Annotated in this window: 16 protein-coding genes and 1 tRNA gene; 6 read left to right on the top strand and 11 right to left on the bottom strand. The window is 67.2% G+C overall.

What is annotated here, in order from left to right:
* Nucleotides 1-25: 25 nt before the first annotated feature.
* Nucleotides 26-1,036, top strand: coding sequence for a dTDP-glucose 4,6-dehydratase (gene rfbB, locus ACFWPH_RS12850; protein ID WP_378750396.1), 1,011 nt, complete (start codon nt 26-28; stop codon nt 1,034-1,036).
* A gap of 2 nt (nt 1,037-1,038) precedes the next feature.
* Here rfbB and ACFWPH_RS12845 read toward each other — a convergent pair whose 3' ends face one another.
* Entirely contained in the window at nt 1,039-2,559 is a 1,521-nt protein-coding gene (locus tag ACFWPH_RS12845) for a DUF2142 domain-containing protein (protein WP_378750394.1), read from the bottom strand.
* Complete coding sequence (locus tag ACFWPH_RS12840; protein WP_378750392.1) at nt 2,556-3,551, bottom strand: glycosyltransferase; 996 nt, start codon at nt 3,549-3,551, stop codon at nt 2,556-2,558. The genes ACFWPH_RS12845 and ACFWPH_RS12840 overlap by 4 nt, the downstream gene beginning before the upstream one ends.
* 98 nt (nt 3,552-3,649) lie before the next feature.
* Here ACFWPH_RS12840 and ACFWPH_RS12835 point away from each other — a divergent pair, with 98 nt between their 5' ends.
* Nucleotides 3,650-4,192, top strand: coding sequence for a GtrA family protein (locus tag ACFWPH_RS12835; protein ID WP_378750390.1), 543 nt, complete (start codon nt 3,650-3,652; stop codon nt 4,190-4,192).
* A 74-nt stretch (nt 4,193-4,266) separates the two neighbouring features.
* On the top strand, nt 4,267-6,165 hold the full coding sequence (locus tag ACFWPH_RS12830) for a glycosyltransferase (RefSeq protein WP_378750388.1): 1,899 nt from the start codon (nt 4,267-4,269) through the stop codon (nt 6,163-6,165).
* A gap of 410 nt (nt 6,166-6,575) precedes the next feature.
* Here the strand turns inward: ACFWPH_RS12830 and ACFWPH_RS12825 are convergent, their stop codons facing one another.
* From ACFWPH_RS12825 to ACFWPH_RS12800, 6 genes are all read right to left on the bottom strand, one after another.
* A complete protein-coding gene (locus ACFWPH_RS12825; RefSeq protein ID WP_378750386.1) occupies nt 6,576-7,427 on the bottom strand; it encodes an SDR family oxidoreductase in 852 nt (283 codons plus the stop codon).
* Between the two features lie 356 nt (nt 7,428-7,783).
* A complete protein-coding gene (locus tag ACFWPH_RS12820; protein WP_378750384.1) occupies nt 7,784-8,503 on the bottom strand; it encodes a hypothetical protein in 720 nt (239 codons plus the stop codon).
* Between the two features lie 125 nt (nt 8,504-8,628).
* The gene (locus ACFWPH_RS12815; protein WP_378750382.1) at nt 8,629-9,597 is read right to left on the bottom strand and encodes a glycosyltransferase; all 969 of its coding nucleotides are present in this window, start codon (nt 9,595-9,597) and stop codon (nt 8,629-8,631) included.
* Entirely contained in the window at nt 9,594-10,475 is an 882-nt protein-coding gene (locus ACFWPH_RS12810) for an ABC transporter ATP-binding protein (protein WP_378750380.1), read from the bottom strand. The genes ACFWPH_RS12815 and ACFWPH_RS12810 overlap by 4 nt, the downstream gene beginning before the upstream one ends.
* Nucleotides 10,476-10,488: 13 nt before the next feature.
* The gene (locus ACFWPH_RS12805; protein WP_378750726.1) at nt 10,489-11,343 is read right to left on the bottom strand and encodes an ABC transporter permease; all 855 of its coding nucleotides are present in this window, start codon (nt 11,341-11,343) and stop codon (nt 10,489-10,491) included.
* A 204-nt stretch (nt 11,344-11,547) separates the two neighbouring features.
* The gene (locus tag ACFWPH_RS12800) at nt 11,548-12,138 is read right to left on the bottom strand and encodes a bacterial proteasome activator family protein (protein WP_378750378.1); all 591 of its coding nucleotides are present in this window, start codon (nt 12,136-12,138) and stop codon (nt 11,548-11,550) included.
* A gap of 136 nt (nt 12,139-12,274) precedes the next feature.
* Between ACFWPH_RS12800 and ACFWPH_RS12795 the strand changes: the two genes are divergently transcribed.
* Nucleotides 12,275-13,477, top strand: coding sequence for a cysteine desulfurase-like protein (locus tag ACFWPH_RS12795; RefSeq protein ID WP_378750376.1), 1,203 nt, complete (start codon nt 12,275-12,277; stop codon nt 13,475-13,477).
* A 19-nt stretch (nt 13,478-13,496) separates the two neighbouring features.
* On the opposite strand, the gene ACFWPH_RS12790 is transcribed toward ACFWPH_RS12795, so the two are convergent.
* Complete coding sequence (locus ACFWPH_RS12790; RefSeq protein WP_378750374.1) at nt 13,497-14,495, bottom strand: NAD(P)H-quinone oxidoreductase; 999 nt, start codon at nt 14,493-14,495, stop codon at nt 13,497-13,499.
* 463 nt (nt 14,496-14,958) lie between these two features.
* Between ACFWPH_RS12790 and ACFWPH_RS12785 the strand changes: the two genes are divergently transcribed.
* Nucleotides 14,959-16,134 (top strand): alpha-hydroxy-acid oxidizing protein, encoded by a 1,176-nt coding sequence (locus ACFWPH_RS12785; RefSeq protein ID WP_378750372.1) that lies wholly within the window; start codon nt 14,959-14,961, stop codon nt 16,132-16,134.
* Between the two features lie 78 nt (nt 16,135-16,212).
* A tRNA-Ser gene (locus ACFWPH_RS12780) sits at nt 16,213-16,297 on the top strand.
* 27 nt (nt 16,298-16,324) lie between these two features.
* Here ACFWPH_RS12780 and ACFWPH_RS12775 read toward each other — a convergent pair.
* Both ACFWPH_RS12775 and ACFWPH_RS12770 read right to left on the bottom strand, forming a co-directional pair.
* Nucleotides 16,325-16,594, bottom strand: coding sequence for a type II toxin-antitoxin system RelE/ParE family toxin (locus ACFWPH_RS12775; protein WP_378750370.1), 270 nt, complete (start codon nt 16,592-16,594; stop codon nt 16,325-16,327).
* Nucleotides 16,591-16,875: a type II toxin-antitoxin system Phd/YefM family antitoxin gene (locus tag ACFWPH_RS12770; protein WP_378750368.1), complete on the bottom strand. Its 285-nt coding sequence runs from the start codon at nt 16,873-16,875 to the stop codon at nt 16,591-16,593. Before ACFWPH_RS12770 ends, ACFWPH_RS12775 begins: the two co-directional genes overlap by 4 nt.
* Nucleotides 16,876-16,930: the final 55 nt, after the last annotated feature.

Here is a 16,930-nt window from a genome sequence, read left to right as displayed (position 1 = left end):
GCGTACCGGGACGTAGAGTGGACGGGTGCGTCTTCTCGTGACCGGTGGGGCCGGGTTCATCGGAGCCAACTTCGTCCAGCAGACCGTCGCCGAGCGGCCGGAGGTGACGGTCACGGTCCTCGACGCGCTCACCTATGCCGGTAACCGCCGCTCGCTGGACCCGGTGGCCGACCGCATCGATTTCGTGCACGGGGATATCGCGGATCTCGACCTGGTCGACGAACTGGTCAGCGGGGTGGACGCGGTGGTCCATTTCGCCGCCGAATCGCATAACGACAATTCTCTGACCGAACCGTGGCCGTTCGTGCAGACCAATATCGTCGGCACCTACGCCCTGCTGCAGGCCGTGCGCCGCCACGGTGTGCGCTATCACCATGTGTCCACCGACGAGGTCTACGGTGATCTCGGCCCCGGCGATCCCGCGTTCACCGAATGCACGCCGTACAACCCGTCGAGTCCCTATTCGGCGACGAAGGCGTCCGGCGATATGCTGGTCCGCGCGTGGGTGCGGTCCTTCGGGATCCGCGCCACCCTGTCGAACTGCTCCAACAACTACGGGCCGTATCAGCATGTCGAGAAGTTCATTCCACGCCAGATCACCAATCTGATCGACGGCGTGCGGCCGCGACTGTACGGCGGCGGACAGCAGATCCGCGACTGGATCCACGTGGACGATCACAACCGTGCCGTCTGGGATGTGCTGGAACGCGGCCGGATCGGCCAGACGTATTTGATCGGCGCGGACGGCGAACTCGGCAACCGCACCGTGGTCGAACTACTACTGGCCGAATTCGGTCGCGCCCCCGATGATTTCGATTTCGTCACCGACCGCGCCGGGCACGATCAGCGCTATGCCATCGATGCGAGCACACTCCGCGACGAACTCGGCTGGCGCCCCCGCTACGCAGACTTCCGGACCGGCCTGGCCGCCACCGTGGCCTGGTACCGGGACAACGAATCCTGGTGGCGCCCCGTCAAAGCCGCCACCGAACGCGCCTACGCCGAAGCCGGCGAACGAACCATCGCCGCGCCCTAGACCTACGCCCAGACGTAGATGTGATACTTCGCGACCGTCGCAACCAGCGCGATCGTCGCCGCCACCACGATCGTCACCGCGGCGCCCCGCCCCGGCTCGCGGTCCTCGGGGCCGCGCAGTCGGAACGGCATCCAGCGCAACAGCACCGCCAACGTCACGAGGGCCAGCGGAATGAAGTACCGCCCCTGGACGCCGTCGATGATGTAGTAGCCGACCGGCGTGAACGACATGTACAGCGTTACGTAGATCATCGCGACACTGGCGGCCATGGTCAGTGCGACCACCAGCGTCCGCCGGAAATCCGGGCGGGCCAAGCGTTCGGCCGTCCCGACACTCACGGCGAGGGCCAGCAGGCAGGCCACGATCGCGGTGGCGGGCACGTTCACGTAGGCGAAACCGAGTTCGCCGAAGAACTCGGTGAACCATTCGTGGTCGCGGCGCAGAATGCTTTCCCAGAAGGTGCGCAGGAAACCGAACGGGTCGGTCAGGATGCCGATCAACTGTTCGCCGGTATCGACCGTGTACCACTGGTGCTGCGGGCGCATCAGGCTGGTGCCCTCGCCGGTCGGTGCCGCGATCTTCATCCACACCGCGAAGCCGACGGCACCCACGGCGGCGGCGGCCCAGGTGATCCAACGGCGCCACCCGGTCAGGCCCATTCGCTCGGCCGGAATCAGTACCACCAGCATGGCCAGCAGGATGTAGGTCGGTTTGCACAACGGCAGCAGGATGGCGCAGGCCATCACCGCGACCGTTTCGGTGCGACCCAGCCGGTCCCCGAGGAACAGCCCCTTCACCAGGAGCGCGGAGACCAGCAGGGCCAGCGCGTTGGTGAGGGTGTCGGCGGTGATGGTGCCGGCCTGGAACACCGCGATCGGCAGAACGGCCACGGTGAACGCCAGCCATTGGATTCGGTGCGCCCGCAGCGCCCACAGCGCGAAACCGACCACCAGTAGGTAGGAGGCCAGTCCGGCGAGCCTGGTGAGGCGTACCAGGGTGCCCGTATCGGCACCGACGAGGTCGGCGGCCCAGATACCGATCGCGTTCGGGATGTAGGGCACCGCCGAATACGCCGCGGTATTGGTGAACCACACCGTTTTCCGCTCATCGGTGACCGGTGCGTCGCTCAGCCGCTGGTAGGTGCCGGGGTCGGCGACGAGAGGAAAGGGCTCGCCCGGGTTGTGGGTGTAATCGTCGAGCGCGAACCCCATGAGCGCTTCCACGGAGGCCGGTACTTCACCGCCGTAGGCGACGCCGCGGTCGTCCTCGATTTCGGTGGGACCCAGCCCGCCCTGCGATACCTGGTAGGCGCGGCCGAACTGGGTGAGTTCGTCGTGGCCCCAGAACGGCGGGCTCATCACCGCGAACACCAGGCCGAAGATCCCGGCGAGTAGGAGGAAGGCGACGGTCGCCGGGCCGGCCCGGTGGACCACGGCGCGGCCGGCGCGGGCCGGAGCGGACAGGCGTTTTCTGCCCGCGGCCCGCTCGTTTCCGGCGGGACGGGTCTCGGTATCGGCGATCAACGGACGTCCCCGGCCACCGGATCCGGCTGGGGTTCGCCGGTCGAAGCGGCCGGTCGCGCCGCGGTCGGAGCTTCGTAGCGCAGGTAGATCAGCCGGGCGGCTTCGTGCCGGGAGCGGCGGATACCGTCCAGGATCAGGCCTGCGGTCCAGGCGAGGAACCCCACCAGCAGCAGTGTGCACGCCAGGAAGAGAGTGGGGAAGCGCGGCACGGTATGCGATTCGTAGTATTCCGCGATGATCGGGATGGTCAGTACCACCGAGACCAACCAGCCCAGTGTCCCGAACAGGCCGTAGAACGCGACCGGCCGCTCGTGCCGGGCCAGGCCGAAGATCAGGGCGAGGATTTTGAATCCGTCGTGGTAGGTGCGTAATTTGCTCTCACTGCCTGCGGGCCGATCCCGGAAGCCGACGGGCACGGCGGCCTTCGGAACGCGCAAATGCAGCGAGTGCACGGTGAGTTCGGTTTCGATCTCGAATTCCCGGGATACGGCGGGAAAACTCTTGACGAAGCGGCGGGAGAACACCCGGAATCCGCTCAGCATATCCTCGACGTTTTCGCCGAAAACCTTGCCGACCACGCCGTTGAGGACTCGGTTACCGGTTTCGTGGCCCGCCCGGTAGGCCGATCCGCCCACATCCTGCTTCCGGACGCCGAGCACATGGTCGAAGGGGCCGGAGAGCAGGGTTTCGATCATTTGCGGGGCCGCGGCCGCATCGTAGGTATCGTCGCCGTCGATCATGAGGTACACATCGGCCTCGATATCGGCGAAGGCACGGCGTACGACATTGCCCTTGCCCTTGGCCAGTTCCTTGCGCACGATGGCGCCGGCGGCCTGTGCCTTCTCGACCGTGGCATCGGTGCTGAGATTGTCGTACACGTACACGACGATCCCCGGTACCGCCGCCTTGAGGTCGGTGACGACCTTGGCGACCGACGCTTCTTCGTTGTGGCACGGAACCACGGCGGCAACGCGCAGAACGGTGGACTCCACCTGGTCAAATCCTCGAAATCGATGGATATGGGAACACGGGGAGAGTACCGGGTCGGTGCCGGGCTCGATGGCTCAGGTCACTACGGTACCGTCGGCGCGTGTCATCTGGTGAGTCGTCGGCCGTGGTCGACACCGGCGCGCCGGCCCCCCGTTCGCTCGCCGCGCGAGTGCGCGCCGGGTTACGGCAGAGCGCGGCGTTCCTGGTGGTCGGGGTGATCGGGTTCCTGGTCGATGCCGGCACCTACAACCTGCTGGTGTTCAACTTCGGCGCCTGGGGCGGCGAGGGGGTGATGTTCCACGTCCCGCTGCCCGCGAAGATCATCGCGATCGCGGTGGCGACCGTGGTCACCTACTTCGGCAACAAATGGTGGACGTTCTCGCATAAGCAAACCGGCAGCCCGGCTCGCGAATACGTGATGTACGCGCTGATCAATGTGATCGCCATCGGGCTGCAGCTGGGCTGCCTGGGTTTCTCCCGGTATGTGCTGGATCTGTCCACCCCGCTGGCCGACAATATTTCTGGAACACTGATAGGTCAGATTGTCGCGGTGGTGTTCCGGTATTGGGCTTATGACAAGTTCGTGTTTACCGGCGAAGGCGATAGGGAAACGACCGAACGGGCGACCGGCGTGGCTGATTGATATTCTCGGGCCCGCCGCGAACCGTATTCCGGGACATGTCGGTCCCGTCGGCATATAAGGATTTCGAGGACTTCATGGACCAGTCGGCTATGCAGGCCGTTAGCGAGACGAACGAACACTCGGCGGTCGCGCCGGAGTCGCTGCGCGCCGAACACCACCGGGCACCGGACCGGCTCGTGCTCGCCCGGGGCATCTTCACCGGACCGTCACCCAAGATCAGCGACGAGCTGTACGCGGTGGTCAAGGGCCGCGCCACCCGCGAGCGGATGAGCCTGCACCTGGAAAAGGGCGCCACCGCACACACCAACACCTACTTCGGCCGTTTCGCCGCCAGCTACTGGCAGCGCTGGACCGTGGTGACCGAAGTGCAGGCGACCATGACCCTGCACGTCGGCAAACACGCCAGAGCGCGGATCGTCGCCTCCGATATCGCCGGGCACCGCCGCATCGTCGGCAGCACCGAGATCACCACCAGCGGCTCGGTGACCCTGACCGCGCCACTGGATCAGTTCGTCGACGGCGGGGCACTCTGGCTCGAATTCGATGCTGTCGGCGGGGAACTGGCCGTTTCGGACCTCACCTGGACCGCCCCGGCGCCCGATACCGTCCGCCCGGTGGCCATCGCCATCTGCACCTTCAACCGCGCCCAGGACTGCGCCGAAACCGTCGCGGCACTGGCCTCCGACGAGACGGTGCTCGGCGCCCTCGACGCGGTATACGTGGTGGACCAGGGCACCGATCTGGTGGAGAACCAGCCTCGATACCAGGAAACCCGGCCCGCGCTCGGCGCGAAACTGCGCTATATCCGCCAGCCCAACCTGGGCGGCGCCGGCGGTTTCACTCGCGGGCTGTACGAGGTGTCGGCGGCCAACGACCACGCCGACGTCATCCTCATGGACGACGATATTCTCTGCGAACCCGAAACCGTGCTGCGGTTGCAGGCCTTCGCCAACCTCACCGTGGAACCGACCCTGGTCGGCGCCCAGATGCTGTTCCTGCTCAACCCCGACTACCTGAACGTCGGCGCCGAGGATGTGCACCTGGACAAGCTGATGCACGGCCAGAAGGTGCCCAAGGCGCTGCGCAACACCAGCATGCTGAAGAAGAACCAGGAACGCCGCGTCGACGCCGGTTACAACGCCTGGTGGACCTGCCTGATCCCGGCCGAGGTCGTGAAGAAGATCGGGCTGCCGCTGCCGATCTTCTTCCAGTGGGACGATGTGGAGTACGGGGTCCGCGCCCGCGAGCACGGGTTCGTCACGGTCACCCTGCCGAACGCGGCGGTGTGGCACGCGGACTTCTACTGGAAGGATTTCGACGACTGGGCCCGCTACTTCAGCACCCGTAACTCGCTGATCGTCAGCGCCATGCATACCGACCTGGACGCCGGCACCGTTTCCCGGCAGCTGCTCCGCAATATCTCGGAGTACCTGGTCGGGATGCAGTACGGTCTCGCCCACACCACACTGCAGGGCATCGAGGACTTCCTGCAGGGGCCGCAGATTCTCCGCGACGGCGGCACCGAGGTACTGCGCCGGGCCCGCACCAGCCGCGCCGACTACCCCGAAACCGTGAAACATCCGGCCGCCACCCCGACGGTGAACTCCGCCGATATCCGGATACGCCGGGCCGGTGGCGAACCGAGCCGGCTACTGGCAGTACTGGTCAAACGGGCGATCCAGCAGTGGACCGGCCGGGTGCAGTACGGGCTCATGGGAGTGACCCGCGAGGACGCGCACTGGTGGCATGTCTCGCTGTTCGACCATGTGGTCGTCACCGACGCCTCGCAATCGGGGGTGCGGGTACGCAAACGTGACAAGGCGCGGGCGCGCGCCCTGCTGCTGCGCACGCTGCGGGTCCTGCGCCGGTTGCGCAAGGAACTGCCGACGCTGCAGGAGCGCTACCGCAGCGCCCACGCCGAACTCACCAGTCGCGAGAACTGGGAGCGGCTGTACAGCATCAACGGGCAATGAACTGATCACGGGTGGAACCGGGGCGTTCCACCCGTACCCGTCGGTATTCGCGCGCGCAGCGCTCCGCGGTAGCCGGTTGCCCGCGGCCGTGGCGCCGCACCCTGCGTGTCGCCCGCATGCGGCCACCACTCGCTCGTCGAGGGGTGCGAGGGCCGCATTGTGCAGACTCGTCCTGCGACCCCCGCCGCCCAGCCTGCCGACGGAGGTCGGCCCACGACGCGCGGCGGTGAGGACACCGGTCGTCCAGTACGGGGGAGACCGCGCCCGTCGGCTACCGGCCTCGACGCGCACGGTGCGGCCGGGACACCCCGGCGACCTCACCCCATTCGTGCGGACTCAGCAGCCGGTAACAGCTGTCTGTCCGCCGGGCGCGGGTCGCCGGCGCGTCGCGGCAAGTGGGCCGCCGGTGATCAGAGGAAGAGGTCGGTGGTGAGCGGGCCGTCGCCGGGGGTTACGCGGTATTTTTCGAGGTCGGTGATGCCGTGGGCGGCCAGTACGTCGTCGTCGATGAAGAAATTGCCGGTGGTTTCGGCGGCCGGTGAGGTGAGCACCAGGTAGGCCGCGTCGGCGTAGATATCCGGGGTCCGGGAGGTGCTCACCATCTCGTCGCCGCCGAGTAGATTGCGCACCGCGGCGGTGGCGATGGTGGTGCGTGGCCACAGCGAATTCACGCCGATACCGTCGGATTTCAGTTCCTCGGCCAGGCCCAGCGTGGTCAGCGACATGCCGTACTTGGCGATCGTGTAGCCCAGGGAGGAACCCGCCCATTTCGGGTCCAGGTTCAGTGGCGGCGACAGGGTGAGGATATGCGGATTACGCCCGGCCGCCGCGGATTTGCGCAGTTCCGGAATGCAGAGTTTGGAGAGCAGGAAACTGCCGCGGCAGTTGATGTCCTGCATCAGGTCGTACTTCTTCATCGCCAGCGCGTCGGTGGGGGACAGGTCGATGGCGGAGGCGTTGTTCACCACCATATCGATCCCGCCGAAACGTTCGGTGGTCTGCCGGACGGCCTCGGCCACCGAATCGTCGAGCCGGATATCGCCGACGAACGGCAGCACCGTCCCGCCCGCGGCCTCGATCTCGGCCGCCGCGGTGTGGATGGTGCCGGGCAGTTTGGGATGCGGCTGATCGGTTTTGGCGATCAGGGTGATATTCGCGCCGTCGGCGCCGGCCCGTTTGGCGATCTCCAGGCCGATGCCCCGGCTGCCGCCGGACATGATCATCGTCCGCCCGCTCAGTGGTTTGTCTCCCGTTGCCGTCATAGCCTGCCCCTTTTGTCGTCGCGGCCGCCGCCCAGCGGTTCACCACATGGTCGGCGCATGCGGTCCGAGCCTAGGCAACGGACCGTGCGTTGCCCAGGGGGTGCGCGATCCTCGCAGGTCAGGCGGGTCGTGATCCCCGCCTCGTGCCGTTTCGACAGTTTCCGGCCGATCCGGGCCGTGCTCCGGTGAGCGGGGGCCGTGACTGTTCTCGCAACGCGCGGATTCCGCCGCATCGCGCGCCATTCGGCATTACGGGCGTGGCGGTGATTCGGCGCAGGCCACGGGATCGCGCGGGTGTCGGATATACGTGGGCGCTCGGCGGGCCGGTATCGGTCCGCCGAGCGCGTCGCGTCAACTCACATCGAGGCCATCACGGCGATGTTGAGCACGAACATGAGCGCTATGAACGCCCACAGCACGTACATCACCACCATGCCGGGTGTCTTCTGCGGTACCGGCCCGATCGCGCCGTTCATGAAGATGATCGCGGGCGTCCGGTAGTAGTAGCGGACCGCCTGCCCCGGCTGAACAGGAACCGGGGCCTCAGCGGGACCCATATCGAACAACCACGGCGTCGCCACGCGTAGGTGATAGTTACCGGCGCCGACCGGGATATGGTTCGCGCCCCAGCGCGTATTCGGCACCTGTTGCCCGTTCACGAAAATCTTCGGTTTGGTGATGGCCAGCAGGAAGGCCATGGGTGTGTAGGAGCAGTCCACCGTGATTCCCGGCGGATCGTTCGGCGCCGGCTGCCCCGGCTGCTGCTGACCGTACGGCCCGGGCTGCCCACCCGGCCCGAACTGTGCCGGCGGCTGCCCCGGCTGCGGGTACGGTCCGCTCTGGAACTGTGGTTGCCCCACCGGCTGGGGTTGTGGACTGCTCGGGTATTGCCGTTGCCCGGGAGGCTGCCCGAATCCCTGCGGCGGCACGCCCCACTGTTGCTGCCCCTGTGGTCCCCCTGGTTGCTGCGGCTGCCCGCCCGGATGCGGTGCCGGCGGCGCGAACTGTGGTTGCGGCGCCGGATACTGGCCGGGTGCGGGCATTCCCTGAGGCGGCTGACCGCCGGGGTAACTCATCGATCTCCTCCCGAATCATGCTGATTGCCAGCCGAACCTACCTGCTGGGGAGGAAACTCTCGCATCCGCCGTCAACCCCTGTTACGAATCGGTTGACCGATATGAGGCGTATGGGCGATCCGGGACTAATCCGGTTTCTGGAATTGCTCGTTGCGCCCGAGGCTGCGCAGGTGGAACCACTCGCGCAAACCGGCCGGATCCCGGCGGGTTACCAGGAAGAACCAGGAGAAACGAATCCATTCCTGCGGCAGCAGCTTTCGCATACCAGGCTGCGACATGAGATACCCGCGGTTGCGGTAGGTGAAATAGCGTTTCACCGGATCGTCCGGGTACTGGGTGTGCATCCGCCCGCCCAGGATCGGCTTGAATTCGGCGGCACCGTTCGGGTGCAGATACGCCGTTTGCAGGCAGGTGCCGAAGGGTAATCCGGAGCGCACCAGGCGCCGATGGACCTCCACCTCGTCACCGCGCACGAACAACCGCAGATCCGGTACGCCGATCACGTCCACGGCCTGCGCCGAGATCAGCGCGCCGTTGAACAGGGAGGCGATACCCGGCAGGAAATCGTCGTCACCGAGCTCGGAGCGCCGCCGCCGCCACACGAGACCGCGGCGCAGCGGGAAAGCCAGCCGGTCGGGTTCGTCGATATCGCACACCACCGGCGAAACCTCCACGAGTTCGTGGCGGCGGGCGCAATCGAACAGCGTGGCAAGTACTTCCGGCCCGTCGGGGCGGCCGTCGTCATCGGCCAGCCACACCCAGTCCGCACCCAGGCTCAGCGCGTGCAGCATGCCCAGCGCGAACCCGCCGGCGCCGCCGAGATTGTGCGCCGAACCGAGGTAGGTCGTCGGCACCGGCTGATCGGCGACCAGTTCGGCCACCTCGTCCTCGTTCCCGTTGTCGACCACGATCAGGTGATCGACCGGACGCGACTGGGTCGCCACGGCTTTCAGTGATTCGGCGAGCAGGTCACGCCGCTTATGCGTCACCACTACTGCGACGACGGTCGCATCGGCGCTGTAGTCGACCGCGGGCAGTACCGCTGCGGTGGGGTCCGTGGATACGGCCGCCCCCTCCGGGCCTGACTCGCTCATACCTGGTTCTTCTCCAGTTCTCGTTCGCTGTCGGCCGGCTGCGGTTCGGGCTCACCGGCTCCGGCGGTGGAACCACCGGACTTCTCGGCCTCCAGTTCACGCAATACCGTCGCCACATGATTACCCGCGTCCGGACCCTCGTAGGCGCGGACCACCTCTTCGATTCCGCCCTGTAGCCGGATCTGGCCGTGGTCGATCCACATCGCGGTATCGCAGAGCTGGGCGAGGAATTCGTTGGAGTGGCTGGCGAAAACCAGGATGCCCGAGCGGGCGACCAGTTCCTGCAGCCGGATCCGGGCCTTTTTCATGAATTCCGCGTCGACCGCGCCGATACCCTCGTCCAGCAGCAGGATTTCGGGATCGATGGAGGTCACCACGCCCATCGCCAGCCGGACCCGCATACCGGTCGAATAGGTGCGCAGCGGCATGGACAGGTATTCGCCGAGTTCGGTGAAATCGGCGATCTCGTCGATTTTGGCCATCATCTGCTTGCGCGTCTGCCCGAGGAACAGGCCGCGGATGATGATGTTCTCGTACCCGGAGATCTCCGGGTCCATCCCGACACCCAGATCGAATACCGGCGCCACCCGCCCGCGGATGCGCGCGCTGCCGCGCGAGGGTTCGTAGATACCGGACAGCAGTCGCAGCAGGGTGGATTTACCGGCGCCGTTATGGCCGACCAGGCCCACCCGGTCGCCTTCCTTGAGCGACAGCGTGATGTCGCGCAGTGCCTCCACGACCACCACATCGGACTGATTGCGGCCGATCGAACCGCCCGCCTTGCCGAGGAACGCCTTCTTCAGCGACCGCGATTTGGCGTCGAAAATCGGGAACTCCACCCACGCGTCGCGGGTTTCGATACTCACCTGATCGGTCATGACCGGCTGACTCCTAAACCCAGTAGGGCACGCGCGAACGGTACTTCTTCAGGGCGATCGCGGCCGCGATCCAGCCGACCACGGTGATCGCGCCGACGATCGCCCAGTGGTACAGCTTCTGGTCGTCGCCGAGCAGCGGCGCGCGCACGATCTCCAGGTAGTGGTAGGTGGGAACCACTTCGGCCACGCGGGCTCGTTCGGCGACCTCGCCGCCCTGGGCCTCGAGGCTCTTGGTGCTCCACATCACCGGGGTCAGCACGAAGAGCATCAGCGTCATACTGCCGAGGATGGGCGCGATATCGCGGTAGCGCGTGCTGAAGATACCGAACAGCACCGAAACCCACATGGCGTTCATGAACAGCAGCACGAGCGCCGGTACCGCGGCGATCGCCGTCCAGTGCAGATCGCGCCAGACCCCGAACAGCGCCAGGACCACGACATAGATCAGCAGGTTGTGGGCGAAGAACAGCATCTGCCGCCATACCAGCCGGAACACGTGCACGCTCAGCGCCGAAGGTAGCTGTTTGATCAGGCCCTCGTTGGCGATGAACACATCCGCGCCCTCGAGGATCGAGGCGTTGATGACATTCCACACGATCAGGCCCACCGCGACGTACGGCAGGTATTCCTGTAGCGGCTGACCGAGCAGCGCCGCGTACAGGATGCCGATGGCGGTGGCCTGTACGGCGGTCGCGATGGTGATCCAGAACGGGCCGATCACCGAACGCCGGTAGCGCTGTTTGATGTCCTGCCAGCCGAGTGAGAGCCATAGTTCGCGTTGCCGGAAGCCGTCGCGGATATCGCGCCATGCGCGGGCCCAGGACTGTGAATCGGGCTCGATCGGGGCCGGGGCCCTCACCTGGCCGATATCGGTATCGGCTACCGGGGTCTGCTCGGAACTCACGGGCTTCTCATCTGCGGCGGGAGTGTGGTCGGCGCGCACCGAGCTCTCGTCGGTGCTCGCCGGATCTTCAGGGGTTACCAGGTCGGGGCGAGCGGAAGCTGCAGGCACGGTGCACGACACTACCCCGGCAATACGATCCGGTAACGCCTGGCATATACACCACCGCGTTCAGAGGTATTGCCCGGTGCCCCCGATGGTGTGGCCCTGCTGGCCGCCGCGGCCCTCACCGGCGTGGACACCCGGTGGCAGGGCGCCCTGGCGCATCTGTTCGAGCTGGGCTCGCGCGGCCATCTGCTGGGCGAACAGCGCCGTCTGGATACCGTGGAACAAACCTTCGAGCCAGCCCACCAGCTGCGCCTGCGCGATCCGCAGTTCCGCGTCCGAGGGGACGGCGTCTTCGCTGAACGGCAGCGCCAGCCGTTCCAGTTCCTCGCGCAGCTCCGGGGCCAGCCCCTGCTCCAGTTCCCGGATGGAAGATTTGTGGATTTCGGCCAGGCGGGTGCGGCTGGCGTCATCGAGCGGGGCCGCCCGCACCTCCTCCAGCAGCTGTTTGATCATGGTGCCGATCCGCATCACCTTGGCCGGCTGTTCGACCATATCGGCGAGCGTTTCGGTGCGGTCGCCCTCGGCCTCGTCGCCCGTGGAGTTCTCCCCGCCGGCATACGACGCGTTCGACGCGGCACCCGGCGGCAACACCAGCGGGCGGCCTTCGGGGCCGATCACGACAACGGGCTCCGATGCGTCATCCGATTGCGTCATGCTCCCCATCATGTCGTGTTCGCGGCGAACGCGCTAAAGCCGGTGGTCGTAGTGCGGGTCGCGCGGGCGGCAAGTCTGGCGCACTGGGCCGGACCAGGGTTACCGGGCGGAGGCCGCTGGCCTTAAAGTGGCCTGCATGACTTACGACGTCGCGCGGGTCCGGGGACTGATTCCCGCCCTGGCCGACGGCTGGATCAACTTGGCTCCGCAGGCGGGCATGCTTGTTCCGGATTCTGTCTCGCGCGCGGTGTCGACCGGGTTCCGCTCGTCGTCTTTCACCCATATCGGCCGCCACGGTGCCGCCAAGCGCAGCGCGGAGATCCTGCACGACGCCCGGGTGGCCGTCGCGGATCTCGTCGGCGCCGACCCGAGCGGCGTCGTACTGGGTCCCGACCGCGCGGTCCTGTTGTCCTGGCTGTCCGAATCACTGAGTTCCCGGCTGGGCCTGGGGACGGGCATCGTGCTGTCGCGCCTGGACGATGAGGCGAATGTCGCGCCGTGGCTGCGGATCGCCAACCGGTACGGCGCGCATGTGCGCTGGGCCGAGGTGGAGATCGAGACCTGTGAAATGCCGGCCTGGCAGTTCGAGGAGCTCATCGGGCCCACCGCGCGGCTGGTCGCGCTGACGGCGGCTTCGCCGATCGTGGGGTCGGCGCCGTCGGTGCGGGTTGCCGCGGAACGGGTCCACGAGGTCGGCGGGCTGCTGGTCGCCGATGCGGTGGGGGCGGCGCCGTACGCACTGATCGATATCGAGGACCTGAACGCCGATGTGGTCGCGCTGAGCGGTCCGAGCTGGGGTGGGCCGCAGGTCGGGGCGCTGGTCTTCCGGGACCCGGCGTTCCTGGACCGGATCCCGTCCATGGCGTTGAATCCGTACGCGAAGGGGCCGGAACGGCTGGAGGTGGGCGGTCACCAGTACGCGTTGCTGGCCGGGCTCACCACCTCGATCGACTATCTGGCCGGGCTGGACGAACGCGCCGAGGGGACCCGGCGGGAACGGCTCGAGATTTCGGTGACCTCCCTGCAGGACTACCACGACCAGCTGTTCGACCATCTGATGAGCACCCTCGACAAGATCAGCGGTCTCACCGTGATCGGCCGGGCATCCACCCGCATTCCCACGGTCAGCTTCACCATCGACGGTATGCAGGCGGAGAAGATCGCGGCCGAACTGGCCGATAAGCGGATCGCCGTGCTCGCCGGCTCGCACGGTGGCAGCCGGTTGTTGGACGCGCTGGGCGTCAACGACGAAGGCGGTGCGGTGACGATCGGTCTCGCGCCGTACACGACCCGGCGCGAGATCGACCTGTTCGGCCGGGCGCTCACCTCCCTCGGCTGAGGTCCGCGGCGCCGGCGGATCAGCTACCAACCCGCAGGATCACCTTGCCGAATGTCTCGTGCTCGTCGAGCATTTCGTGCGCGCGGCCCGCTTCGGCCACCGGCACCTCGGCGTGGATCACCGGGACGATCTCCCCCTTCTCCAGCAGCGGCCAGACATGGGCGCGCACCTCGGCGATGATGTCGGCCTTGCTGCCGCGGCCGGTGGCCGGGCGGTCGCGCAGTTTGATCGCACGGACGGTGCCCCGTTTGGCCATCAACGCACCCAGGTTCAGGTCGGCGTTCACCCCGCCCTGCATCCCGATGACCACGACCTGACCGTCCAGGGCCAGCGCCTCGACATTGCGGCCCAGATACGCGGCGCCCATGTTGTCGAGGATGATATCGGCGCCCGGCCCGCCCAGACCGTGCTCGGCGCGGATCAGCTCCACGAAATCGTGTTCGCGGTAGTTGATCAGCACGCTCGCCCCGAGTTCCGCGCAGCGTTCGAGTTTGGCCGCCGAACCCGCCGTCACCGCGACCCGGGCGCCCAGCTGCCGCGCCACCTGGATGGCGTGTGTGCCGATACCGCTGCCCCCGCCGTGCACGAGCAGCAGCTGGCCGGAGTGCAGTCCGGCGGTCATCACCAGATTCGACCAGACTGTGGCGGCCACCTCGGGCAGCCCGGCGGCGGCTGCCAGGTCCAGTCCGTCCGGAACCGGCAGTACCTGTCCGGCGGGCACCACGACCTTCTCGGCGTAACCGCCGCCGGAGAGCAGCGCGCACACCCGGTCGCCCACCGACCATCCGCGGACACCGTCGCCGACCTGCGCGATGACGCCGGAACATTCCAGTCCCGGGACCGCAGTCGTCCCGGGCGGTGGCGCGTAGAAGCCGCGGCGCTGCAGCAGATCGGCCCGGTTCACCCCCGCCGCCGCCACCTCGATCAGCACCTCACCGTGCCCGGGGACCGGGTCGGATGCTTCCGACCACTCCATCACCTCGGGCCCACCGAAACCGTTCAAATTGATCGCGCGCATCGCCCAATAGTGCAACAGTGACCACCGAACAGGAGCCCGCCCACCTGTTGGCGAGTCATTCACCGCGGTGGCACGAGGGCGTGACCACCCAGGCGGCGCGGTCCGCACGGCGGCGCTGTCAGCACCCTCGGCGAGGCCGAACCGGTGACAGCGCCACAGCCGGCAGCGACAGTCGGCAGGGTCGCGCCCGGGTGAGACCCGGCAGCGCGTCACACCGTGGGCAGAAGCCGTCGCCCTGGGGGCATATCACGTATGTCGCGGCCACCGCGTGTAGACGGTCGACGCCGGATGCGGCGCCGCGCTCGACCCGGTGCGGGCCCCGCTGCAGGCGCGCGATCACGGTTGGTGCCGTGCGTAGCTGCCCCCTCGTACGCGGGCGGGGGTGGTGGCGGGCGCGGCGTCAGAGCAAGGTACTCGCCCATATGCGCCCTGGATCGGCTCGGCGGGGCTAGCGTGTGCGTGCGTGAGCAGCTTCATCGACTTCCAGAACGAGATCTACCTCCAGGGGATGGGCGGGGCGGTGCCCGAACTGCCGATGACGGCGGACGGGTTCGAGAGCCGGGCCCGTGAGTTGCTCGATGCGCGTGCCTTCGCCTACGTGGCCGGTAGCGCGTCCAGTGAACGCACTGCTGCCGCGAATCTGGCGGCGTTCGAACGGTTCCGGTTGGTGCCGCGCATGCTGCGCGGTACCAGCGGCCCCGGCACCCGGGATACCGCCGTGGAGGTCCTGGGCACGAAACTCGCCGCACCGGTACTCACCGCGCCGGTCGGGGTGCTGGAGTTGCTGCACGAAAAAGGTGAGGTCGTGGTCGCGGGGGTTGCGAAGGAACTCGGCGTGGGCAGTGTGCTGTCCACGGCGTCCTCGTCGACAATCGAGGAAGTCGGCGAAGTGGCGAGGGACTGGTGGTACCAGCTGTACTGGCCGGCCGACGACGAGCTGGCCCGGTCGTTCGTCCAGCGCGCCGAGCGGGCCGGTGCGCGGGCGATCGTGGTCACCGTGGATACACCGTCGCTCGGCTGGCGCCCTCGTGACCTGGAGCTCGCTCATCTGCCGTTCCTGCTGGGCAAAGGTATCGTGAACTACCTGTCCGACCCGGTTTTCCGCGCCAAGCTGCCCGCTCCGCCCGAGGAGAGCGAGGACGCCATGCGGATGGCGATCCTCACCTGGGTGGGTCTGTTCGGCAACCACACCCTGCGACCCACCGACCTGGCCAAACTGCGCGACTGGACCGATCTGCCGATCGCGGTGAAGGGCGTCCTGCACCCTGACGACGCCCGTCTGGTCGTCGATGCCGGCGCGGACGGTGTCCTGGTGAGCAATCACGGTGGCCGCCAGATCGATAACTCGATTGCCGCCCTCGATGCGCTCGGCCCGATCGTCGCTGCCGTCGGTGACCGCGCCGATGTGCTCTTCGACTCCGGTATCCGCACCGGCTCCGATATCCTCACCGCGCTCGCCCTCGGCGCCAAAGCCGTCTGCTACGGCCGCCCCTGGGCTTATGCCCTCGGTATCGCCGGTGCGCCCGGTGTGCGGCACGCACTGCGGTTACTGCTCGCCGATTTCGATTCCGCCATGGGCCTGTCCGGCTGCGCCGGCCTCTCCGGAATCACCCGGGACCTGCTCGCCGTCCCCCGCTGAACCCGGGAATCGGCTGCCAACGGGTACCCTCGCCGGATTTCGGTTCCGGCCGGGTGTATCGGTTAACATCGAGGCCCTGGAGACGTGGCAGAGCGGCCGAATGCACTCGCCTTGAAAGCGAGAGTCGTGAGAGCGACCGGGGGTTCAAATCCCTCCGTCTCCGCTTCCGCCGTCCCCGCGGGCCTACCGGTCATGTTCGGTAGATGTCGCGACGATGGTTGACATCGACGACGGTGACCACCATCCGTTTGTCGTCGACGCGATAGAGCAGTCGATATGTTCCGCGGCGGGCCGAGAACCGGTCGTCCAACGGCGGCTGTAGCCGCTTGCCGACGCGATACGGATTCTCGAGCAGAGGGTCGGTCATGAACTCGAAAGCCGCGGTGGCCACGGCTTCGCTCAGCTTCTCGGTCAGCATCCGGCGGACGGTCGGGGTCGTCTCCAGCGTGTATTCGGTCATGCACTGTGGCGCGTCATAGCCCGGCGATTGGCCATGGCCGTCGCCAATTCATCGGCCGTGACGGTTTCACCGCGCGCCAACTCGGCATCCGAGGCGACCAGTCGCGCGACGGTTTCCGGGTCGGAGAGCACTGCGATCGTCTCCTCGAGAGATTCGAGGTCCTCGACGGCGACGAGCACCGCGGCCGGCTCACCGCGCACGGTGATGGTCACGCGTTCATGCTGGTTGCGCACCCGGCCGACGACCTCGGAAAGGGTTGCCTTCGCCTCCGCAAGCTTCATAGTCATAAGTGTGACCATTTCCCCGTCGCCGGTCAATTGTCATCCGATGACCGGT

Origin of the sequence: Nocardia sp. NPDC058499 (genome assembly GCF_042719915.1) — a bacterium.
Classification (GTDB): Bacteria; Actinomycetota; Actinomycetes; order Mycobacteriales; family Mycobacteriaceae; genus Nocardia.
The sequence above is the reverse complement of the archived record's forward strand: the minus strand, read 5'-3'. Positions and strand labels throughout refer to the sequence as shown.